The 23,291-nt window shown below is 45.1% G+C and carries 18 protein-coding genes; 13 read left to right on the top strand and 5 right to left on the bottom strand.

What is annotated here, in order from left to right; translation table 11 throughout:
- Entirely contained in the window at window positions 1-1,812 is a 1,812-nt protein-coding gene (locus AB4323_RS12745) for an IucA/IucC family protein (RefSeq protein WP_372152634.1), read from the bottom strand.
- Complete coding sequence (locus AB4323_RS12740; RefSeq protein WP_017092039.1) at window positions 1,809-3,020, bottom strand: acetyl-CoA carboxylase biotin carboxylase subunit family protein; 1,212 nt, start codon at window positions 3,018-3,020, stop codon at window positions 1,809-1,811. Before AB4323_RS12740 ends, AB4323_RS12745 begins: the two co-directional genes overlap by 4 nt.
- Before the next feature lie 241 nt (window positions 3,021-3,261).
- On the opposite strand from AB4323_RS12740, the gene AB4323_RS12735 reads away from it, so the two are divergent.
- The 7 genes from AB4323_RS12735 to AB4323_RS12705 all read left to right on the top strand — a co-directional run bounded on the left by AB4323_RS12735 (window position 3,262) and on the right by AB4323_RS12705 (window position 12,106).
- Window positions 3,262-5,310, top strand: coding sequence for a TonB-dependent receptor (locus tag AB4323_RS12735; protein ID WP_372152633.1), 2,049 nt, complete (start codon window positions 3,262-3,264; stop codon window positions 5,308-5,310).
- 184 nt (window positions 5,311-5,494) lie between these two features.
- Window positions 5,495-7,624, top strand: a complete 2,130-nt coding sequence (locus tag AB4323_RS12730) for a TonB-dependent receptor family protein (RefSeq protein ID WP_372152631.1) — start codon at window positions 5,495-5,497, stop codon at window positions 7,622-7,624.
- Window positions 7,625-7,711: 87 nt separating this feature from the next.
- Window positions 7,712-8,689, top strand: coding sequence for a Fe(3+) dicitrate ABC transporter substrate-binding protein (locus AB4323_RS12725; RefSeq protein ID WP_372106332.1), 978 nt, complete (start codon window positions 7,712-7,714; stop codon window positions 8,687-8,689).
- Window positions 8,686-9,720 carry an iron ABC transporter permease gene (locus AB4323_RS12720; RefSeq protein WP_029235209.1) on the top strand — a complete coding sequence of 345 codons (1,035 nt, stop codon included), beginning with the start codon at window positions 8,686-8,688 and terminating at the stop codon, window positions 9,718-9,720. The genes AB4323_RS12725 and AB4323_RS12720 overlap by 4 nt, the downstream gene beginning before the upstream one ends.
- A complete protein-coding gene (locus AB4323_RS12715) occupies window positions 9,720-10,691 on the top strand; it encodes an iron ABC transporter permease (RefSeq protein WP_017064389.1) in 972 nt (323 codons plus the stop codon). The genes AB4323_RS12720 and AB4323_RS12715 overlap by 1 nt, the downstream gene beginning before the upstream one ends.
- 2 nt (window positions 10,692-10,693) lie before the next feature.
- Window positions 10,694-11,458 carry a Fe(3+) dicitrate ABC transporter ATP-binding protein FecE gene (gene fecE, locus AB4323_RS12710; RefSeq protein ID WP_102488903.1) on the top strand — a complete coding sequence of 255 codons (765 nt, stop codon included), beginning with the start codon at window positions 10,694-10,696 and terminating at the stop codon, window positions 11,456-11,458.
- Between the two features lie 228 nt (window positions 11,459-11,686).
- A complete protein-coding gene (locus AB4323_RS12705) occupies window positions 11,687-12,106 on the top strand; it encodes a VOC family protein (protein ID WP_017072063.1) in 420 nt (139 codons plus the stop codon).
- 158 nt (window positions 12,107-12,264) lie between these two features.
- Here AB4323_RS12705 and AB4323_RS12700 read toward each other — a convergent pair whose 3' ends face one another.
- On the bottom strand, window positions 12,265-13,164 hold the full coding sequence (locus AB4323_RS12700; RefSeq protein WP_372152629.1) for a DMT family transporter: 900 nt from the start codon (window positions 13,162-13,164) through the stop codon (window positions 12,265-12,267).
- A 268-nt stretch (window positions 13,165-13,432) separates the two neighbouring features.
- On the opposite strand from AB4323_RS12700, the gene AB4323_RS12695 reads away from it, so the two are divergent.
- A complete protein-coding gene (locus tag AB4323_RS12695) occupies window positions 13,433-14,833 on the top strand; it encodes an alpha-amylase family protein (protein ID WP_229647343.1) in 1,401 nt (466 codons plus the stop codon).
- Between the two features lie 118 nt (window positions 14,834-14,951).
- Here the strand turns inward: AB4323_RS12695 and AB4323_RS12690 are convergent, their stop codons facing one another.
- Both AB4323_RS12690 and AB4323_RS12685 read right to left on the bottom strand, forming a co-directional pair.
- Window positions 14,952-16,073 carry an FAD-dependent oxidoreductase gene (locus AB4323_RS12690; protein ID WP_372152627.1) on the bottom strand — a complete coding sequence of 374 codons (1,122 nt, stop codon included), beginning with the start codon at window positions 16,071-16,073 and terminating at the stop codon, window positions 14,952-14,954.
- 133 nt (window positions 16,074-16,206) lie between these two features.
- Complete coding sequence (locus AB4323_RS12685) at window positions 16,207-17,160, bottom strand: LysR family transcriptional regulator (protein ID WP_372152625.1); 954 nt, start codon at window positions 17,158-17,160, stop codon at window positions 16,207-16,209.
- Window positions 17,161-17,260: 100 nt separating this feature from the next.
- On the opposite strand from AB4323_RS12685, the gene AB4323_RS12680 reads away from it, so the two are divergent.
- The 5 genes from AB4323_RS12680 (at window position 17,261) to AB4323_RS12660 (ending at window position 22,647) form a co-directional block, all read left to right on the top strand.
- The gene (locus tag AB4323_RS12680; protein ID WP_017062432.1) at window positions 17,261-18,613 is read left to right on the top strand and encodes an MATE family efflux transporter; all 1,353 of its coding nucleotides are present in this window, start codon (window positions 17,261-17,263) and stop codon (window positions 18,611-18,613) included.
- A 200-nt stretch (window positions 18,614-18,813) separates the two neighbouring features.
- Window positions 18,814-19,059, top strand: a complete 246-nt coding sequence (locus AB4323_RS12675) for a hypothetical protein (RefSeq protein ID WP_010430578.1) — start codon at window positions 18,814-18,816, stop codon at window positions 19,057-19,059.
- Between the two features lie 319 nt (window positions 19,060-19,378).
- A complete protein-coding gene (locus AB4323_RS12670) occupies window positions 19,379-20,383 on the top strand; it encodes a response regulator (protein WP_029236531.1) in 1,005 nt (334 codons plus the stop codon).
- 1 nt (window position 20,384) lies between these two features.
- On the top strand, window positions 20,385-20,825 hold the full coding sequence (locus AB4323_RS12665; RefSeq protein ID WP_017062430.1) for a PAS domain-containing protein: 441 nt from the start codon (window positions 20,385-20,387) through the stop codon (window positions 20,823-20,825).
- Between the two features lie 778 nt (window positions 20,826-21,603).
- Window positions 21,604-22,647 carry a GMP reductase gene (locus AB4323_RS12660; RefSeq protein ID WP_017062429.1) on the top strand — a complete coding sequence of 348 codons (1,044 nt, stop codon included), beginning with the start codon at window positions 21,604-21,606 and terminating at the stop codon, window positions 22,645-22,647.
- Window positions 22,648-23,291: the final 644 nt, after the last annotated feature.

The following is a 23,291-nucleotide window of genomic DNA, read 5'->3' as shown; positions in this document are numbered from 1 at the left end:
TTAACTCACACTCTGCTTGATGTCTTCAAGGTAAGCGTGTTGTGCTTCTTCGCTGGTTAGCAATAAAAAGTTCGATGCTGACAAGCCATAAAATTTATTGATATCGCTTGCACCAGACGCCTCTTTAGACAACAAGCTACCCGAGCTCAATAGATACTTAGCGTATAGGTTGGGTGACTCAAACAACATCTCGTTTGCGAGCTTGGTGTTGTGTCCTTGTTTGTCCAACTGGCTAAGCTGTTGGGAGAGGCTATTGGCGACCACTTCATACAGATAAGCTGACGTGGCGATTCCTTTCGTCGCCATTGCTTCGACAATCGCGGCAATGTCTAACTGCAAAGTAATCGTGGTAAACATCTGACCAAGAGCAAGCTCGTTGTCTACAGTGATACGTTGATCTAAAAGCTGCTCGCACTTTACAGGCGATTGTTGTTCAAACGTTTGGAAACGTTCTGGCCAGATACGCGCTGCATCGTTGTCTTTCATGGCTAAGGTCATCTTGCCTTGCTCATCGAATGCAATGATGGCGTTTTGCTGGTTAGACTCCAACGCGATACCGTAACGAATCCACAATGTAAGGTGCACTTTGCAAAGCAGATCAACGTAATCTTTAAACCAAATCAGCGTATCTTGCTGATAATACTGCTCGGCGAGGTGTTCCAAGAACAAACGTTCATCAGGCATTGGACTGGCAAGAGCAGCCACAGGCACCAGTGCTTTGTCTTGGAAGTAATTCGGCGGGTATTCGCGCACAATGTAAGCAAAGGTTTTATCGTCACCAACGTGGCCGCCATGTTTCTCATTACAATGGAAAAGCGTGCCGTGTAAATCTTGATCTGTTTGCTCTAAGTGCGTCAACAAACGTTCAAACCAATGCCCATCATAGAGCGTGGAGGGTTTGATTAGGCGAATGTTTTTAGTACCCAAAGATCGCATGATCAGCGGCACCTTGATGTGGATCTGTGGTGCGTGATTCACAACCACAGTGCGTACTGACAGGGTAGGAGTCACCTCAAGACACGCTACCGGCGCTTCAATGACACCGTCAGGAAGTCCATCAAGACTTCTTAGTGTTAATGGGTGTGCGGGGAATAACTCATGGCTAAGAGCAAAATCGGCGGGCAGACCCACTTGCTCCATCGTTGGCCAACATTCTGGTTGTGGACTGGTCAATGTAACGAGTGACTTTTCGATTGCGAGCCAACGAAGTTCAAAGCATTGTGCAAATTCTGGCGCAAATTGTTCTAGGTCGTGATCGCTTAAACCGAACTTAGCACGTGCTGTCGGGTAGTAAGGGTGGTCAAGATAGGATGCGATTTGATCGGCACGTAATAGCTTTTGCTCCCAACGTTCTAGTTGAGAAATTGGCAGCATGAGTGCTTCCGAGTACTGACTGAAGGCGCTATCACACAATCCTTTGTGTTTTTCTGCGCATTCGAGTTCTTGCAAATAACCATCTAATAACGAATGCGAGCTTTCGTGAGCACCTGCTTTCAATAATTCGATCCAATCTTGATAGTGCTGCTGTGCTTCAACGACACCATTTCTTTCTACGAACCAACTATCACCTTTCGAGCCATCTGGTTGGCCGTATACCCAACGCTGCATGTAATAGCTCGGAGTAACGGGCAAGTAGAGTGTAAAGTCTGAACCCGCAAAAACAGCCCAAATTTGATTACGAGGATAAGAAGATAACTTGAGTGTACTCGGGAGCTGAGATTCAAATCGGCTTTGAGAAACTAATCCGAATAAATCTTCACGCAAGCAAGTATCGACTAAGCGTTGAGTGAGGTATAACGCGTTTTCATTCATGCTGTTACCTCGTTTGTTGCTGTTAGATTGAAGCGAGAGATTGCCTGTTGTAGCGCGGGTTCTAGTGTTCGACCAGAAGGAGAAACGACCGAAATTCTCGCTAGGTAATCCTTGTTGGAGAAACTTTGTTGGAACGTCTCACCAACCTTCTTAAGCACTTGCTGTTGAGTGACAATATCGCCCTCTTGGTGAATGAAAGAGGTTGATGACCCTTCAATCAAACCGCTTTGTTGCGCCACTACATAGTGCACATGGGCACTGCCATCAATACGAAATATAGGGTCAAGCTTGTGACCCAAGTGAAGATTTAAGATGGTATTGAACCAATTCCCGCCACTGAGGTTATCAAGTAAAAACTCTCGTCCATCACCAATACTTCGATAGTTGATCTCGACCAGTACCGGCCCCGAATCTGTGATGATGAATTCGCTATGGCAGACACCAAACCCCACCCCAAATTTTTGAAGCTGACGTATACATTCTTCTCGGTAGTGAACGCTGTTAATACCATTCCAACTCGCAGCGGTTTCGATGAAGTAAGGTGGCGCAGAGAGTTCTACATCGAACCCCCCAAGTGCGACTAAATTTTCCCCGTCACCAATGGTTTCGACAGTGATAAGCGGACCTTGTAAAAACGCCTCAACCAAAATGGGAGTCGTAGGGTGCTTTTGCCAAAACGTATCGCAATAGTTATCCAGCTCAGCTGCAGACTCGCAGCGCTGCACGTCTAAACTAGCCACGCCTTCCTTGGGCTTCGCAACGACAGGAAAATCGAAATCGAATACAGGAGCGCTCTCTCGACTTAACAAAACACTTTGAGTATTAGGTAACGATTTTTCGTTGAGAACCTGACGAGTTAAGTATTTGTTTTTCGCCTTAAGAGTCACATTCCAATCTTTAGCAGGCACACCAAAGAACTGTGCACAGATTGCGGTGGAAGTTTGTAGGTGGTCGCTGTTACTGAAAACAGCATGAGGTTCTAGCTCTTGCTCTGTGATGATTTCGATGAGTTCAAGAGGGTTGAAGACATCGCATTCCAAAATTTCATCGGGATTAAAGCGGTCATCTTCATTTGCCAGTTTTAAGTGGTTGAGTTTGTGGTCTGTGATCAAAATGACGTGGAGACCCATCGCTTTTGCTGTCGGCACGAAGCCGTGAGTGATCGCATCATTCACGACGTGACTCACGATGATTATCGTAGATTTCATGGGGCTTTCCTAATTTCCAAAACGTTGTTGTCACCTGCTCACAACTCGCTTTCAAGTGCTCTCTTTCGGGGTTAAAAGAAAGAGAATTTTTCTATCTTATTGTTTTTATTGATTCTTATGTCATTAGTTGTGTTGCATATTGCAAAGCAAATATAGATCAACAAATATATATTGCAAATATAAATGATATTTGTTCTTATTCGCAATATTGTTATTTTATAAACTAAAACGGAATTAGAAAATGAACATTAGATTGGCCTTGTCCCCTCTCGCTTTGGCTATTGGAGGTGCATTAACCGCAGTGGCTACCGTGTCGAATGTAATGGCTGCAGAAGAAGTAACGGTGGATGAAACCCTACAAGTTATTGGTCATCAGTACGAAGGTTACGCGGAGCATATGCCTCAGTCAGGAACCAAAACGGATGTCGAATGGTTGGATGTACCGCAGGCAGTATCGGTGGTCACAAAGACGGAAATGGAAGACCGCGGTGCTGTACGTTTGGTGGATGCACTTGATGGTGTCGCAGGGGTTAACAATACCTTGGGTGAGGGAAGCCGAGACCAATTTGTGATTCGTGGTTTTGATGCGCTCAACGACATGTACCGTGATGGTATGCGTGATGACGGGACTCTGCAATCGTACCGAAGTCTAGCGAATATCGAACGTGTCGAAGTGGTAAAGGGCCCTGCAGGCGCACTTTACGGCCGAGGTTCTGCGGGCGGTATCATTAATTTGGTCACCAAACGTGCTAACGGTGATAATTTCACACACGTTAATGGCAGTGTTGGCAGCAATAATCTTTTTGTTGGTCAGGTTGACAGCTCGATGGCGCTTAGTGACAAGGTTAGTGGTCGTATCAACGTGGAAAGTCGACAGTCTGATTCCTATGTAGATCACGTCGACTCTAATGATTTCTTTATCGCACCCACCATTCGTATATTGCCTGCTGAGGGGCATACCATTGATCTCGATGTAGAATATGCGCACCAAGAGCTAGTGCCATATCGTGGTGTTCCATCTAAAAATGGTAAGCCTGTCGATGTCTCTGAAAGCACATTTTACGGTGGCACGAATGACTATCAAGAGTCAGACAGCATTCGTGTTGGCGTTAATTATGAATGGCTTTTGAATAGCGAATGGGCATGGACAAACCGCGCGGCATACAACCATATCGAGTTAGAACAAAAGGGCACACGCCAAGATAAAATGGCAGTCACAGGAAATGAGGTTAAACAAACTGTCAACAACCTCGGTTACGACCCTCGTACCACGACGACTCTTCAATCTGAGCTAGTTTGGGAAACCGGTTCCAATCAAATGATGATCGGCGCGGATTATAATCAGGTCAATATCGATCTCATTTCCGCTTTAGTACGCGACCAAGACTTACCCCCAAAAGATATCTATAACCCTGTTGCTGGTCCAACGCCTAATCCGGGGTTTAAACCTTCCCGCGACAACACCACAACGACCACTGGTATTTACATTCAAGATGTTTATACCTTTGGTGATCTTTCAGTGATCGGTAATGTGCGTTACGACTCGATGGAGCTTGAACAGCAAAAAGCGGGCTCAGCAAAAGAGAATCTAGACGATGACAAAGTGAGCTACCGTGGTGGTTTGGTCTACCGAATCAACGACGATATGTCGGTGTACGCAAGCTTAGCTCGTTCATGGCAATTGCCTTACTCAGGTATCTACATCAACCCTAAATTAGCAGAATTCTTCCACAACGATCTAAAAGAAATTGGCGCAAAAGCTTACCTATTAGATAACGCTTTGATGCTGAATGCAGCGGTCTTCCAAATCGATCAAGAGCAACCAGAAACCAATATAGACGGCGACGTTGTTAACAAGATTGAAGCTCGTCACCAAGGTATTGAGCTAGAAGCTCGCGGTCAATTTACCGAGCAGTGGGATATTTCGGTGGGCTATAGCTACCTCGATGCAGAAAACAAAGAGACAGGCAAAAAGCCGAACGATGTGTCTGATCACCTGTTTTCGCTTTGGAGCACTTATCAGCTAGACGATAACTGGCGTTTAGGTGGTGGCGTGAAATACGTAGGTGACCGTTATGCGGGTAATGATGAAGCGGTAGCGTTGGGTGACTACACCACGGTTGACTTGATGGCAGCGTACACCACGGGTCGTCACAAAGTTCAAGCGAACGCTTACAACGTGCTTAATGAGGAATACATTCTGGGCGCAACCAACGGCACGTCTGGTACTAACCAGATCGGTTACGGAGCGCCAGCCGAATTTATGCTCAGCTACGGCTATCAGTTTTAAAAGCTAATTCAGTTCTAAGAGTTCGTTCATTTCTAAGAGCTAGTTCGACTCTAAAAACGATTGATTTGTTCGCTACGAATGAGTGAACAGTTGGCTTCATTTTGAGGCCGTTTAGCCCATAGGATCAAAGCGCCGAATCGTAAACATGGCCTTTGATCTTAACTTGCCTATTTAGGAGATTTTCATGCCTTACCAGAATTTGGATGGTAAACCCTGTACTCAATCACATCAAAAGTTGCGTCTAAGTGCCCTTGCAATGGCCATCGCTTCAGTGACTTCCATGGACGCATTTGCCGCGTCAGATCCACAAACGACGACCATGGAAACGGTTGTCGTGACGGGCAGCTTGATCGGTAATTCAGAACTTGAGGATGTGAAAGAGTATCCGGGAGCTCGTACTGTTCTGACTAATGAACAAATTAAAAAGACTGGCGCACTCTCGATTGACTCTGCCTTCCAAAGTGTACCGGGCATTAAGGTTCAAGACGAAACGGGCACCGGTGTTTTGCCTAACATCTCAGTGCGTGGTTTGAAAGCGAGTCGCAGTGGGCACGCTCAATTCCTCATGGATGGTGTTCCTCTGACACTGGCGCCGTATGGTCACACAGGACAATCAATTTTCCCTGCAACGCTGTCGATGCTTGATCGTATTGATATTGTGCGAGGCGGTGCGGCGGTTCAGTACGGACCAAACAACGTCGGTGGTGTGATCAACTTGGTGACCAAGCCTATTCCACATGAGTGGCAAACGGAAATCAGTAATCGCTTTACTGTATTCGAGGGTGGCGATACGCCGCTCAACGACTTTTACCTGCGAACGGGTGGTTGGTTAACCGATACGCTGGCACTTCAAGTTGAGGGGAACTTCTTAAAAGGTGAAAGCTTCCGTGAACACTCCGACACGGATGTAAAAAACTTCCAAGCGAAATTGCAATGGTTACTGAGCGATACTCAAGAGTTACAAGCTTTCGTTCAACGTTATGATGCCGACACCCAAATGCCCGGTGCTTTATCGCCAGATGATTATGACAAAGATCGTACTCAGTCGAAGCGTCCATACGATGAATATCAAGGCACTTCAACGCGTTGGAGCCTGAAGTATTTACATGACTTGAATATTGCAGATAGCGCCGAATTAGAAATACTGACGTTTGGCCACCGCTCTGAGCGTTTCTTCCAATGGGGCTTTAACAGCGCTGGCGGTCACTGGGCGGACCCGGCATTACCATCAACCGATATTCGTACGTCACCACGTGAATTTGCTGTTTATGGTGTTGAACCTAAACTCGCGATGTACTTTGACGGAAATACCGTAACGCAAAATGTGATTGTTGGGGCACGCTACGTCAACGAAGATATCGATTACAAGCTGACTCAAACGCCAATTGCTGGTGGTGCTACAACAACCCCACGTGATTGGCACTTAGATACTGACGCTTTTGCTGGTTACATCAGTAACGAAATCGGCCTGTTCAATGATGTACTGAAAGTGACGCCGGGTATTCGCTATGAATCGATTGATATGGCATATAGTGATCTAGGCCAAGGACAGAATAGAAACAATAAGGTGACTGAGTGGTTGCCGGGCTTGACGGTGGCATACCATCTGACTGAACAATGGGTTGGGTACACAAATGCACAGAAATCTTTACGTGCACCACAAATATCTAACATTAAGGTTAATGGTAAAGAGGGCAGTGAGCTCGCATGGAACTACGAGTTAGGTGCACGTTATAACCAAGATTCAACAAGCTTCAATGTGGCGCTTTACCGAATCGATTTTGAAGACCAGCTGCAATGGCAAAGTGCAACTCAAACTTTTCACAACATTGGTAAAACACTTCACCAAGGTGTTGAACTTTCAGGTCGTTACGTGCCTCAAGCGATGCAAGCTTTGAGCCTCGGCGCTGGTTATAACTATTTGGATGCGACGATCGAGGAAGAGGGTGCAAACAAAGGTAATCAACTTCCTTATACGTCTAAACACCAATTTAGCTGGGATGCGACTTACGCCTTTAGCAAGGTAGATACGACTTTGTCTGGTTACTACTTCAGCGAGTCTTACTCTGACAATGCGAATACAAGTGCCGAAGATGCAACGGGCGCGACAGGTAAAGTGCCTGCCTACATGGTCTGGAACTTTAACCTAGGTTCGGATTTGTACAAGGATGAAAACAGTAAGCTGCGCATGAACCTTGCGGTGAACAACTTGTTTGATGAGGACTATTACTTCCGCGGTATTGATACCAGCCCCGTTGGTCGTTATCCAGCCCCAGGACGTTCTTACACTTTGGATCTGAATTATCAGTTCTAATACGTAATTTATTGAAAGTAATAACGAATAAAAGTCGCCAATACTCTTGGCGACTTTCACGGTTCTAGCGTTTAAGGAAAATTAAATATGGAAAACAGCTCTCGCCTTTTGTTTTCGAATCCATTGCTGCTGTCGAACGGACTGCTGTCATTCAATAAGCAGTGTTTATTCAGCAAGATAGCGATAACCTTAACTTTGCTGATTTTAAGCTTGTTTTCATTCTCCAGTTCAGCACAAACCAGGGTCATACAAGATGAGCAGGGTCAGTTTGAGATAGCGACTACTCCGCAACGTATTGTGGTGTTGGAGTTCTCATTTGTAGATGCGCTAGCTGCGGTGGGGGTTTCTCCTGTTGGTGTTGCTGATGACAATGATGCTTCGCGAGTGATTCCGGCGGTACGCGAATTGGTTCAACCATGGGAATCAGTTGGCATGCGTTCTCAGCCTAGCCTAGAAGCCATTGCGGTATTAAAGCCTGACCTGATCATTGCAGATGCAGAGCGTCATCGTACTGTCTATCAAGATCTACAACGCATCGCACCAACTCTGCTGCTCAAAAGCCGCGGCGAGACGTATCAAGAGAATTTGGAGTCTGCGCTCAAGATTGGCATCGCTCTCGACAAGCAATCGTCAATGGAACAACGAATTCAACAACATCAACACGCCATGGCTGAATTCAAAAGTCATTTCTCGCTCAAACAAACCGTCCAATTCGCTGTCGTGTCGGATAAAGGTATGTGGTTACATAGCCCTGCATCTTACGCAGGGGGCGTGCTGACCGCATTAGGTATTGCGAGCCCTATTGTGAAACCAACAGAGAAGGCATATTTACCAACCAGTTTTGAGTTGTTGTTGAAAACCAATCCGGATTGGTTGCTCCTTGGCGCTTACTCTCATCCTAATATTGTTGATGATTGGCAGAAAAATCCGTTATTCAATGTACTAACCTCTGCTAAAAATCAGCAAGTTGTAGAAGTGTCACCAGCACTTTGGTCATTGAATCGAGGCATGTTAGCGGCAGAACAAATGGCGAAAAATCTTGAGCAGATCTTGGACCCATCATGAGTACGATGTCGTTCTCTAAAAGTAAGCGATTCTGGCCAATACTGTCGTGGCGAGTCATATTATTTACGGCATTAGTGTCGTGTTTGGCACTGTCTGGTTACGCGGCCTCTATGACTGGGTGGTCTAATTTCTCTTTAACATTGAGTGACTTGATTCACTACTGGTTTGCGTTTGATGAAAGCAACATGACTCATCAAATATTGGCGACGCTAAGAGCGCCAAGAACTTGTGCTGGGCTATTGATTGGTGCGAGTTTGGCCGTCGCTGGGTTATTGATGCAAGGTTTGACGCGCAATCCACTCGCGTCTCCGTCGATTCTTGGCATTAACGCTGGCGCAGCCTGTTTTATGGCGTTAGCTGCAATAGGCATACCTGTGGTTAGTGATTTAAACCCAATCCTTAATGCGGTTCTTGGTGCATTGCTAAGCGGCGGTGCCGTTATGCTCCTCGGTGGTTTTTTCTCCGAACGTTCTCATCCGTTACGTTTGGTTCTCGCGGGTATCGCCATTACTGCGTTATTGCTCGGACTGACACGAGCGGCGCTGATTCTTGCTGACGACATGGCTTATAGCGTCTTGCATTGGCTTACTGGCTCACTGTCTAGTGTGGATGATGAGCAATGGCAACAGCTTTGGCCGCCTGTAGTGATTGGTTTGGTGTTGGCAATGAGTCTTGCCCGCAACCTCAACTTACTGGCACTTGGCGAAGAAGTTGCAGTGGGGTTGGGCAGCAACATCAGGTTTACTCGCCTCGTGAGTGGACTGACGATCGTGTTGCTTGCCGGAGCAAGCGTCGCTATCGCAGGGCCAATTGGCTTTGTTGGATTGTTAGTGCCTCATTTGGTTCGACCTATTGTTGGGCACAATTATCATTTACTGATTCCTATTTCAGCATTGGCAGGCGCAGCATTAGTGTCTTGGTCAGATGCACTGTCGCGAGCGATTGCTTTCCCGACTGAAACACCCGTTGGTGTTATTACTGCTTTGCTCGGAACACCTTGTTTTATTTTGATAGCGACGAGGAGATCTTAATGCACCATCACACTAAGATAATTTTGTTATCAGGGATTCTCATATTAGTGGCATCCGCAGGTTTGTTTGTCGGAGCAGCTTCGCTTTCTGTTTCTCAAGTCATCGAACATTTGGTCGCGTTTTCCAGCGACGACTTTGTTATCCATCAGTATCGGCTACCACGTATGTTGCTCGCGATAAGCGTGGGCGCAGGGTTAGGGCTTTCAGGGGTATTAGTGCAAGGCGTGATACGTAATCCGTTAGCATCGCCTGATCTTATGGGTATTAGCGCCGGGGCAGGCCTTGCTGCGACAGCGAGTTTAGTTTGGTTCCCCAATGCGCCAGTCAGTGTGCTTCCTGTTGTAGCTATGTTCGGTGGGGTATTGGCTGCAGGGCTGATTGCGGTATTGGCATGGTGGTCAAGGCCAACACCCGCCAAATTGGCGCTGATTGGTATTGCGGTGAGTGCGTTTCTGGCCAGTTGTATCGACTTCTTGCTGGTTACCAACCCGATCGAGATCAACACGGCTATGGTGTGGCTTACTGGCAGCCTTTGGGGACGAAACTGGCAGCAAGTCCCGTTTATTTGGAGCGTGCTGCTCTTGTTGTTACCCATGGCATTATGGTTGGCGTGGCGATTAGATGTGATGGGGCTTGGCGAGGAAAGTGCGACCACATTGGGCACTAATCCAAAACAGATTCAAGCTCTCGCGTTATTGGCCGCTGTATTGCTTGCCAGTGTTAGCGTTTCTGTTGCTGGAACGATCAGTTTTGTGGGTTTATTGGCACCTCACTTAGCACGCTTGTTGTTTGGGCATAATCATAAATTGTTAATCCCAGCATCTGCACTGGTGGGGGCAATTCTGGTTACCAGCGCTGATGGGTTGGCCAGAGGTCTACAACCACCTATTGAATTGCCAGCAGGCGTTCTCACGTCTGTGATTGGCGCGCCTTATTTCATCTTTCTTCTCTATCGTTATCGAGGTTGGTAACCATGCTTAAAACGCAGAATCTTTCCGTCGCGTACGGCAAACAAACGATCATACCGAACCTGTCGGTTTCTATCCCTAAGGGAAAAATCACCGCATTGATAGGACCTAACGGGTGCGGTAAATCTACCTTGTTAAAGACGTTAGTCAGAATTAACAAACCAGTGGCTGGAGAGGTGTTGTTTGAAGACAAACCGCTATCAAGCTATGGCGATAAAGCGCTTGCTCGTTCGTTGTCACTTCTTCCGCAAATCTTGGTAAGCCCTGAGGGGATCACGGTAAGAAAGTTGGTCGAATATGGCCGTTCGCCTTATGTGTCTCATTGGGGGAGGCTAGGGCAGGACGATCAAAGGATTGTCGAACAAGCTATGCGTGATACAGGTGTGCTTGAGTTTGCTGATAAGCCTGTTGAGTCACTGTCTGGTGGCCAGCGTCAAAGAGCATGGATTGCGATGGTAATTGCACAAGATACTGACGTAGTGATGTTGGATGAACCGACCACATACCTTGATATGTCTCACCAGGTGGAATTAATGAACCTGATGCAACAGATGAATGCCAAAGGAAAAACGGTGGTTGTTGTGTTGCATGATCTTAACCAAGCCAGTCGTTACTGCGACCATCTAGTGGTTTTGGAAAAAGGGTGTTTAATAGCAGAAGGCTCGCCTGATGAGGTGATGACCGAAACTATGCTCAGTAAGGTGTTTGATCTCAAAGCGAGCGTGTTTCGTGATCCTATTTCAAATACGCCAATGTGTGTCGCGATTTAGTTATCTATTCTGAACAAAGAGATCACCAAGGCACAAAGAACAGAATACAGGCAAGGAAGCCACATTAGATTAAGTCGTCTAAACTTAAGGTTTGTATGTAGTCAAAGCAGCACAATTTGGGCTCTAAAGACGTTCTCGAAATAAATGCAAATTAGTGCTTTACCTCAACTTAACTTGAGGTATTAGGATATGCAACGTTGCTTACGAGAATACTTTAAGGAGAGAAGAATGATCCAACTTGAACATGTGAATTTAGTGGTAAAAGATATCCCAGAAATGCTGGCTTTCTATAAAGCGGCGTTCCCTCATTGGTATGTCCGTGATGAGGGAAAAGGGGAGTGGTCAGGTAAGCCACGTAACTGGCTGCATTTTGGCGACGAGTACCAATACATAGCAATAAGTGATCACGGTGAAGGTGAAAATAGAGATTTGGCTGGGCATTCTGTTGGTCTCGCACACTTCGCTTATGTGACCAATAATATCGAAAGTGTCACTCAACGCCTTGTTGATGCGGGCTTTCCAATTGCCAAACCCGGTGCCGAAGAACCTTATCGAAAAAATGTCTACTTTGTGGATCCTGCAGGCTTTGAGATCGAGTTTGTTGAGTATTTGAGTGATGATCCTAAGTTACGAAATGCCACGAGTTAGTTACGTAATACGCCGCTTTATTAAAGTTGGTTAGCTGAATGAAAGCGCGCTAGAGAGCATTTATAGAAAAGGGCATTGTGGAATAATCCGCAATGCCCTTTTTAGGTCTATGCAATAGCTGATTATTTAGCTGATGTTTAGCTCAGTTGTTGGGTTGTTTATTTAGCCTTAAAAGGCACCAACAGTTGTTTGCCAAACACATTAATCAGCGCGCCAGTCACAATCAGGCCACCGCCTAGATAAGTCCAAACCGATGGAATTTCATTAAAGATCCACACGCCTAACAGTGCCGAGAAGACAATCTGGACGTATGAGTAAGCCGAAGCTTTACCCGCCGCTTGAGTCTGCATCGCTTTGGTCAAACCGTATTGGCCTATCTGAGTGAAAATACCGACTAACACGAGCATCACGGTTAAGAATAGACTTGGCCATACAAAGTCGTTCCAAATAAGGACTGTCGATATTGGCAGAGCAACCAGTGGGAAGTAGAAGATGATGACAGAGCTGTCTTCCGTCTGGCTCAGCTTTCTCACAATCACATAAGCAATTGAGCTACCAAACGCACCACATAACGCCACCATAATGCTAAATAGCGGTAACTCGCTGCTCGCGCCGCTGTTCATGCTTGGTTGAACCATCACCAATAATCCCGCTAGGCAGAATGCAATGCAGATCATGGTCGACTTTTGGACGCGTTCTTTCAGGAACAGTACGCCAAGTAACGCGGTAAAGACAGGATGCACGTATTGCAGAATGGTTGCTTCTGCTAATGGCAAAGTGGTCACAGCGTAGTAAACACACATCAAGGCTGCGGTACCAACAGCGCCACGAACAAACAACAGAGGTTTGTTGTTGCCCCAAATAGAAATACGTTTGCGCTTCACATCGATATAACTGATGATCAACGACACCAAAGCCCTTGCTGCAACAATTTCAAATACAGGTATGCCGTAATTGCTAACGTATTTCACACAAGCTGACATCAGTGCGAATCCAAAAGCAGAAAGGATCATGAACCTAACCCCAACAGGGATCAGTGAAAAAGAGAAAGAAGGCATAAAAATATCAATTGGTTGAGGGGAAAAGGAATCATAACGTAGTTTAGAAGAGCCGACCAAAGTCTTTGTCCTGTTCTGGTCAACTTGATTCAATTAATTCTCATTTCAGTTCTGTTCGTTTTTATCTCACATAAGATCGGCGACAGCTCAGTTTTATAAAATCATCATCAACAGAAGGTGACGCTAATTCAACTCTGATTTATCCGTCGTTTTAATTGTCGTTCTTATTCATATCATTCTTGTGAATTTATAATGAGAGATATGTTCTATGAAACCAATCAATACCCTACTCATATCCGCACTTGCCGTTTGTTCTTTTAGCTCAGCTACTTATGCTGACACTATTTTGCATGCTTTCAATTGGAAGTATTCGGACGTAACGGCCAACGCCGATCAAATTGCACAAGCTGGCTATAAGAAGGTGCTTGTGGCACCTGCAATGAAGTCTAGCGGCAGCCAATGGTGGGCGCGTTACCAACCTCAAGACCTTCGTACCATTGATTCACCTCTCGGCAACAAACAAGATTTAGCTGCAATGATTGCCGCACTCAAAGGTGTGGGTGTTGATGTGTATGCCGATGTGGTGTTGAACCATATGGCGAATGAAAGCTGGAAGCGAAGTGACTTGGATTACCCAGGCACTGAAGTGCTAAACGATTATGCGAGCCGTTCAAGTTACTATGCTGATCAGACTCTGTTTGGCAGCTTAGCGCAAGGTTTTGTCTCGGCTAACGATTTCCATGCCGCAGGTTGTATTTCAGATTGGAACGATCCTGGTCACGTTCAGTACTGGCGTTTGTGTGGTGCCGATGGCGATGTAGGTTTACCTGACCTTGATCCAAACAACTGGGTGGTTTCACAGCAACGTTTATATCTGAAAGCGCTAAAAGATATGGGGATCAAAGGTTTCCGTATTGATGCGGTAAAACACATGAGCCAGTACCAAATCGATCAGGTATTCACGTCTGAAATTACTGCGAACATGCATGTGTTTGGCGAGGTGATTACCAGCGGTGGAGCAGGGAACAGCGGCTATGAGTCGTTCTTAGCGCCGTACCTGAATAATACTAATCACTCCGCGTACGATTTCCCGCTGTTTGCGTCGATTCGAACTGCATTCTCTATGGACGGTGGCTTGAACCAATTGCATGATCCAAAAGCGTACGGCCAAGCATTGGATGACAATCGCTCAATTACTTTTGCGATCACACATGATATTCCAACCAATGACGGTTTCCGTTACCAAATTATGGATCCACAAGACGAGCAGCTTGCTTACGCTTACATCCTTGGCAAAGATGGCGGTACGCCGTTGATCTACAGCGATGACCTACCGGATTCTGAAGACAAGGATAACGGTCGTTGGGGCAATGTTTGGAATAGTTCGAATATGAAGAATATGCTGAGCTTCCACAATGCGATGCAAGGTAAATCGATGACGATGATTTCGAGCGACCAATGTACTTTGTTGTTTAAGCGTGGCAAAGAAGGCGTTGTTGGTATTAACAAGTGTGGCGAAACCCGTGGCGTGACGGTTGATACCTACCAGCATGAATTTAATTGGAATGTTCAATACAAAGACGTATTAAGCAGCGCGACAGAAACCATTTCTTCTCGCTACCATACCTTCAATTTACCACCACGCAGTGCGCGTATGTTTAAGCTTTAATGTTTGCTCAACAAAGTGAAACATAATGGGTAGATAGCATAAGCCGCAGTATTTGCTGCGGCTTATTGTTGTGTAAACGAGTCGTTTAGCGATCGGCGCGTTTTTACGAGCCAAATGTTTAGAAAGGCGAACGACTATTGGCAATGGCGAGCTGTTGGTAAAGCTCCGCCACTTCGACTGGGTTGAACTCGTCTTTGTAAGTTAGCTCACTGAGTCGGTGTGTGATGTTTTGCAGTTCATGCGAACGTTGTTGAGCACGCTGCTGATAGCGTTTGAATGCTTGCTCTGTACCTTCAAAGTTAGAGGCAATGCTTTGTGCCAATACGTAAGCGTTCTCAATGCCCAAGCTGAAACCGATACCCATGGTCGGCAGCACTGCGCAACAAGAATCTCCCAGCAGAACAGCATTGCCGCGATACCAAGTATCAAATGGGGCAACATCGGTGAGTGGGGAAGGCAAGATCTTCGATTCAGGTGTATCTCGAATCATATCCAGTAAATAGCTCGGATAGTGAGAGAATTGCTCTAACACAGTTTGCTTAGAAAGCGTTTCACCTTCTTGAACGGCACACGCGGCAAACCAGTATTTACCTTGAGTTTCTCGATCGTAGGTGTAGGTTACGATTCGAGATTTATCACCCGCAAAAACATAACACTCATCATCGCTGATTTCTGATGCTTTGAAATCAATCTCACCACGGCAGCAATAAACGTTTGGTTGTCTTAGTGACACATCAGGCGCGACAAACTTTCTAACTTGAGAGAACACACCGTCGGCACCCACAATAATATCCGCATCAATGGGTTCGCCGTTGATCAGAATTTGCGGCTCATCGTCGTTTTGAACAACAGTGCAGGTTTGGTTAGTGATGATGCAGTCATCTCCTAGCTCATTTAATAGCAGTTGGTATAAACGGCTGCGGTGAAATAAACCAATTAGCGCGTTAGCTTTACTCGGAGAGTCACTCATATTAAGTGTGTTGATGGGCAACCCTGTCGCCGTTAATGTCGAGATGGTATCGACTTGATTACACGCAGCTTTGACTTTATCGACACCAACCAGTGCCGCAAGCACTTGCATGCCTTCTGGCCACATAATGATGCCAGTACCGTCAGCACGTGGTTGTGCTGCTTTTTCGTATATTCGAGCTTTAATACCAAATTTACGCAATGATAATGCAAGTGCCAAACCATTCAGCCCCGCACCAATAATTGCGACTTTTAGACGTTGTTGTTCCATGACTTTCTCCTAAAAATAAGATGCCAATATCTGTGTACTGGTTCATAGGGCGTAAGATAGGTCATTCGAATCGATAAATAAACGTTATAAATTATAAGGTTAATGCAGTTTTAAAAAATGAGGCATCAATCCCCTAATAATCTTGAATAACACCAAACCAATGGTTCTGATGGGATAGTGATTTAAGCAACTCGATCTCTTTTGCTGTCTCTTCCCTAAGCCATTCAATAAGGTCATTGATGATAGGCGTGTGAGTACGCTGGTGCATGAAGTAAGTCCAAGCACTGTGTTGGATTTTTGCATTTCTAGGGCAGTACAAGAAGCCTCGTTGGAGATCTTGTTGAACTAACAACAGATCCGTGACCGTAACCCCTTCACCGGATAGACAGGCACTGAGCGCCATATCTAAAGACAAGAAGCTGGTATTTCTGACAGGTTTCTTTGGTGGGAATTCAACATCGGCCAGCCACACTTTCCAGTCGTGATGATCTAAGGTTGGATGCAGCCTTGGCAAGGTTAAGATTGAATCAAGGTCGGTGTCTTTGGTGGGTAAACTAGTAGAGCAAACCGGCGCCATGAACTCTTCACGCAAGAAGGTAATGTCAGGTGCCTTGTCATAGCGTTTTTTGAAACGCGTGTGGAAGATCAGTAGATCATACTCACTACTATTAATCGATTCGTCTTCCTCAATCACAGGAACAATGACTATCTCATGATCTTGATAACGCTCGTTTAATTCCCGAACTTTGGAGATCAATACTCGCGTCGCGAAACTCAGAGTCGCTTTGATCACGATACGCTTCTGCTTGGGCTCACTCCAAGAGGCGATAACAGCTTCGATATTACCGTAGCTTTCTCGCAAAGCGACATACAAATCATGACCTTGTACCGTTAATTCTATGGCTCGATGCTTACGAATAACCAGTGATGCGTTTAACTCATCTTCAAGCTGTTTGATCTGTCGGCTGATCGCACTTTGTGTCACATGCAGCTCTTCGGCAGCCAGAGTAAAGCTCATCAGCCTTGCGGCAGCTTCAAAGGCTTTTAAGCCATTATGTGATGATGGCAAGCTAGGATATGGGGTCATAATTCGTTCGCATGAGTTTATGGAATGTTAGAGTCGCAAATTTATCAATTGAACGCTAGCCTCATCGATCGTATTTTGGGCGAAATTACCTGAGGCGCTCATGAAAAAAATACTCACTCTTGCATTCCCTTTGATCATTTCACAGCTGATCTCTATGGCTTTAGTCCTTACTGATGTTTGGATGATGTCGCGTATCAGTGTGTCAGCCCTTGCGGCTGGTGGCTTAGGTGCCTCAATCTACTTTTTCATCTTCATTATTGCGAGCAGCACCGTGGGTTGTGTCGCGAATTTGATTGCGATCGCTTATGGTCAGCGAGTAGCTCGCCCTGAGTTTGGTAATACTCAAATTAGATTGGCGGTGAAAGGCGCAACCATGTTGGCATTCGTGCTCAGCGTGACCTTAATGGCCAGCTTCTGGTTTGCTCCGTTGGTATTAGAAGCAGCCAAACAGCCACCAGAAGTGATCACTTTAGCCATGGAATATGTCCATGCTTTGAAGTGGGTAATGTTGCCTTCGCTTATCTTGTTGGTACTTCGTGGCTTAACCAGTGCGTTTGGCAACGTGCGCTCCATTCTTGTGATGTCGATTATCACCGTAATTCTGAATGTGCCAGTGAGCTACTTTCTCACCTTCCAATTAGACATGGGCTTAACAGGTTTAGGGCTTGGTACGGCTATCGCGGCATTTATCGTGATGGTTGGATATACGGTTTGGGTATTTAAGCGTGACGAGTTTAAGCAGTTCGCCCCTTGGCTAAATACAGAAGAGTATTCAATCAAGTTGATGAGCCCATTGTTGTTGATGGGTCTACCTATCGGCTTGGCTGCTTTACTTGAGCATGGCTTGATTTACGGTGGCACCTTGATGGCGGGCACGATCAGTATTGCTTCGTTAGCCTTGCACCAAATCTTGCTGCAATGTTTAAGCTTTACTTGGAACTTCAATTTTGGTTTCTCACAAGCTGCGGCGATTTTGGTTGGCCGTGATTTTGGCGCGGGTAACTACGAAGGAATAAAAAGAACCTCGATTCAAAGCTTCATATTGGTGTCGGTGTTGAGTGTGGCGTTGTCGGCCGTGTTCATTATATGGCCTGAGATGATCGCTTCTATCTTCAAGTTAGACGATGGCACGGGTGCAATGACTTCACTACTGGCTTCTGTGATTTGGGTCGTTGCTTTGTGCTTTATTGTTGATGCTTGGCAACTACTGGCGATTAACCTGCTAAGAGGCATGAAGATTGTCTCTATGCCAACCGTGATGACTGCCATCGGTTACTGGGTATTTGGCTTGCCTGCGGCTTGGTATTTGATGCCTAAGTTCGAATTGGCAGGGATTTGGGGCGGAATCGGTGTTGGCTTAGGCGTGACAGGTATTCTGCTGCTTATCCAATTGATGCGTGTCATTCAAAAGAACAACCAATCTCCAGATTTGTCGAATCATGCTTATACGTGATTTGCTTGTGATGCTCGCCTTTACCATGGAACCTTGAACGATAAACGTTGTATTGCTGACCGAGAACTATCAATTACCAACAATGACCTATAAGCCCTAAATTGCGTACTTCGTAATTTAGACCTTGGTCTTACAGAAACCGAGCTAAAAGGTGACTAGAATGATTTGAGTTGCTCACCGTTTTATCAAGGAATACACAAATGGAAGTTGGATTGTTCTGGGCTGAAAAAGGAATGTTAGTGCTTGGCGCACTGTTTGTTTTGACGAGCATGATGCAGTATGGAAGACGCAGTAGCGATTGGAAAGGCGTGATTACGATGTTCTACAAGCGTATCCCAATGAACATCGCCGAATACAAATGGTATCGCCTGGGGATCGCGTTGTTGGTATTTGCTGTGATCATACGTTTCGCATTACTGATTTTATGGCCTTCATATCAGTTCTAGTTCTCTTGCATTAGCTTTGTTGGATAGCTCTCTATCATGGCTACATAAAGCCGTTCAATGAATGAGTCAGTCGAGCCTTAATAAACCCGCTTGTTAAGGCTGCTGTTAAATATAATAGTGCTATTACTCAACAGCAAGGATTGGCTATTACCTTTGTAGCATATTGTTTTTCATGAAGAATAATGCGAAATAATAGCTTACCCACCTGTTTCATCATTCTTACTAATAATCTGCACATAAATCCATTCACCCCGTACCTGATACCATAATGTTCTGTTACACTCGGTCGAATTAGCTTTAATTTGTCAGTGGTGCATTTATGTCGTTCCCAGTTCTTATATGTGATGATTCTGCGTTAGCAAGGAAGCAGATGGCTCGGTCACTGCCTAGTTCTCTAAATGCAGATATAACTTTTGCTGTTCATGGGCTTAATGCACTTGAAGAGCTCGCTAAAAACCAATTCAAATTGATGTTCCTCGACCTAACCATGCCGGAATTAGACGGCTATGGCACATTGGAAGAGATGCAACGTTTAGGCGATACCACGCCAGTTGTCGTTGTTTCTGGTGACATACAACCAAAAGCACAACAGAAGGTGCTGGATCTTGGCGCCAAAGCATTTTTGCAAAAGCCGATCGATAAAGAAGCGCTAAAAGCCATTTTACGTGAGCATGTCGAGCCGCCAAAACAACCTCAAATCATTACCCCAACCGCTTTAGAACTGCCAATACTTCGCAGACGCGATATCTATATGGAAGTCGCGAACGTAGCGATAGGCCGTGCCGCTGATGCACTGGCTCGTCACTTTAATGTGTTTGTTCACCTACCGCTGCCGAACGTTAACATCTTCGAAGTGAGTGAATTGCACATGGCACTTCGTGACCTAGCGGATAACGACCAAGTGTCGGGTGTTTGCCAAGGCTTTAGTGGAGAAGGCATTGCAGGTGAAGCGCTAGTTTTGTTGAGTGATTCCAGTGTGAGCGATCTTAAGAAGCTCATGAAGGTGCCAACAGAAAGCGAGCAGCTAGAAGAATTAGAGTTGTTGATGGATGTATCGAACATCTTAGTCGGCTCTTTCTTGAATGGGTTAGGGGAGCAATCAGAAGTTCGTTTCTTCCAGAGCTCTCCTGTGCTGCTAGGTCAACACATCTCGATTGATTCGGTGATTGAAAATACCAGCGGCTCATTTAAAAAGACCATGACGTTCGAAGTCAGCTACAACATTGATGGCACTTCTATCCGTTGTGACCTTCTGTTTATGTTCGTTGATGAGTCTCTGCCTCTTCTAGACAACAAATTGGCCTACCTAATGGAGGAGTTTTAATATGCTGAATCTTCCTGCTGAATTTGAACAGTTCCACTGGATGGTCGACATGGTTCAAAACGTCGATATGGGGCTGGTGGTCATTAACCGTGATTTTCAGGTACAAGTCTGGAATGGTTTCATGACGCACCATAGTGGTAAGCAATCGCATGATGCGATCGGTAAGTCGATCTTTGAACTGTTCCCTGAGATCCCAGAAGAGTGGTTTAGGCTCAAAACCAAGCCAGTCTATGACCTAGGTTGCCGTAGCTTCATTACATGGCAACAAAGGCCTTATCTGTTTAAGTGCCGCAACGTGAGGCCAGTAACTCAGCAAGCCGACTTTATGTATCAGAACGTCACGCTTAACCCGATGCGTTCTCCAACTGGGCAAGTGACATCCTTGTTCTTGTCGATTCAAGATGCGACTGCTGAAGCTCTGATGTCTCAGAAAAAGGCTTGACGTACCTTAAGGTGAAAATTGAATCGCCTTATAAGAGCACTCTGAAAACCAAATAAAAATGGCCAAGGTTAATCCCCTTGGCCATTTTTGTATCTGATCCTGTAGTAATGAGTTCGAACTAAAGAAAGGCGTTCCGTGTTCGTTAACTTTAGTCGAGTTGTTGTTAGGCTCTATCAACAGCGGCTTGTATCCGCTGGGTTCTCATAAATAAGCGCATCTAACCTGCCATATTTTGTGGACTTTACCCCGCTCATCCAAGTTTCGAACGTGCTAATCGATCTTGCCTTTGTACTTTATAAATTTCAGGGCTAATGAAAGAGGGCTGAGATCGGCACTCGAAGCGAAAAAAGTCAGAAAAAAATGAAATTATTTAAGAAAAAACGCATTTTTTGATTCAAGAAAAGTGTGATTTTTATGTGATTAAAGGGCACTTTTTTCACAAATTTGCCTTATCGAAGATTTTTTCGCCGAATTTGCAAGGGAAACGTTTGCGCAATAAACCGACAGCGTTTGCGTGAATATGTTGTTAAGTTATTAATTACTATGAATTTAGTAGGAAATGACGGGCGGGAAGCTTTTACCAGATATGGAATCTTTGAGAGGATAGCACAAAAAAAAATGAAATATCAGACTTGCTGTTAGTAAATCACAGCCTATAATGCTGAAAACCGGAGCGTCTGCCAACGCTCCGGTTTTTTTGTGTCCGAAACTCAGTAAAGCGTCTGCCAACGCTTACCGAAAACGCACGACACGTAATATGATTACAGGACAAATTATCATGCGTATCGAACAAGAACTTAAGTTAGGTTTCAAAGATGTACTCTTCCGTCCGAAGCGTTCTACCCTTAAAAGCCGTTCTCAAGTTGAATTAACCCGCGATTTTACATTCAAGCATAGCGGTCGTCAATGGTCTGGTACTCCAGTAATTGCAGCGAACATGGATTCGGTAGCAAGCTTTGAAATGGCAGCTGCTCTAGCAGAGCACGGTGTTATGACTGCAGTACACAAGCACTACACAGTAGAGCAGTGGGCTGAGTTCGCAAAAACAGCAGACAAGAAAACGCTGAACAACGTATTTGTTTCAACAGGTACTTCTGAAGCTGAGTTTGAGAAAACTAAGCAAATCATGGCGCTTAGCGACGAATTCGTATTTATCTGTATTGATATCGCTAACGGCTACTCAGAGCACCTAGTTGAGTATGTACAAAAAGTACGTGCTGAATTCCCGACTAAAGTTATCTCTGCTGGTAACGTTGTAACGGGTGACATGGTTGAAGAGCTAATCCTAGCTGGCGCAGACATCGTTAAGGTTGGTATCGGCCCTGGTTCTGTTTGTACTACACGTGTTAAAACAGGCGTAGGTTACCCTCAACTTTCTGCAATCATCGAGTGTGGCGACGCAGCACACGGTCTTGGCGGCATGATCATCGGTGACGGTGGCTGTTCATGTGCGGGTGACGTATCTAAAGCGTTCGGCGGCGGTGCTGACTTCGTAATGCTAGGCGGCATGCTAGCAGGTCACTCTGAGTCAGGCGGCGAAGTTGTAGAGCAAGACGGTAAGCAATTCATGAAGTTCTATGGAATGTCGTCACAGTCGGCTATGGACAAGCACTCAGGTGGTGTTGCTAAGTACCGTGCTGCTGAAGGTAAAACTGTTTTACTTCCGTTCCGTGGCTCTGTTCACAACACAATTTCTGACATCCTTGGTGGTGTACGTTCAACTTGTACATACGTAGGCGCAGCAAAGCTTAAAGAGCTAACTAAGCGTACAACTTTCATCCGTGTACAAGAGCAAGAGAACAACGTATTCGGTAAAGAGTAACGTTTAAAACACTTGTTTAAAATTCTAAGAATTGAGCCACTTTAAAGTGGCTCTTTTTTTACGTGAAATTGATAAAATCAATGTCATTAAACCTGCGCGCTAATAATCTGTCTAATTTTCAGAAGACGTTGGATTTAGAATGTGACTAACAGATTTAATGATCGCAGGAACTATGATGGTTATTAGTACTAACGTGAATAATGATGCCTCAAACCAGTGCCAACCTAATATACTTGTAGTATAAAAGTAAGCGCCTAAAGAGAGTGGTAGCGTCAAATTAAACACGATTAACGCAACTCCTGCCCAAACCATACCAAACTGATTCTCAAGTCCTGAAAAACCTATAGATAGATAGCACGTACCAGATATTGTAACAAGTAAAGCACTAAGGCAGCCTGATCTCATTTTGTTGCCTAGAATATCAACGAAAAAAGCAAAACTATCAGAACGCCTAATTATTTGAATTAGCATTCAAAAATTAATATTACTTTCAAATGCTATTAGTCTTTGTAAAACTCATTTATCGTCTCTTTAGTTGATTGTCACATGATTGTTTTTTCATTTGGTATCTTGAAAATAAGTTTATGCTTTGTAGTCGAAGTTTAATTCATGCCTAACATATGCTTTATACCAATCCGGAAAAT

The organism is Vibrio sp. 10N.261.52.C11, assembly GCF_041471405.1.
Classification (GTDB): domain Bacteria; phylum Pseudomonadota; class Gammaproteobacteria; order Enterobacterales; family Vibrionaceae; genus Vibrio; species Vibrio crassostreae_C.
Note: the sequence above shows the minus strand (reverse complement) of the source record. Positions and strands in the feature narration are given on the sequence as shown.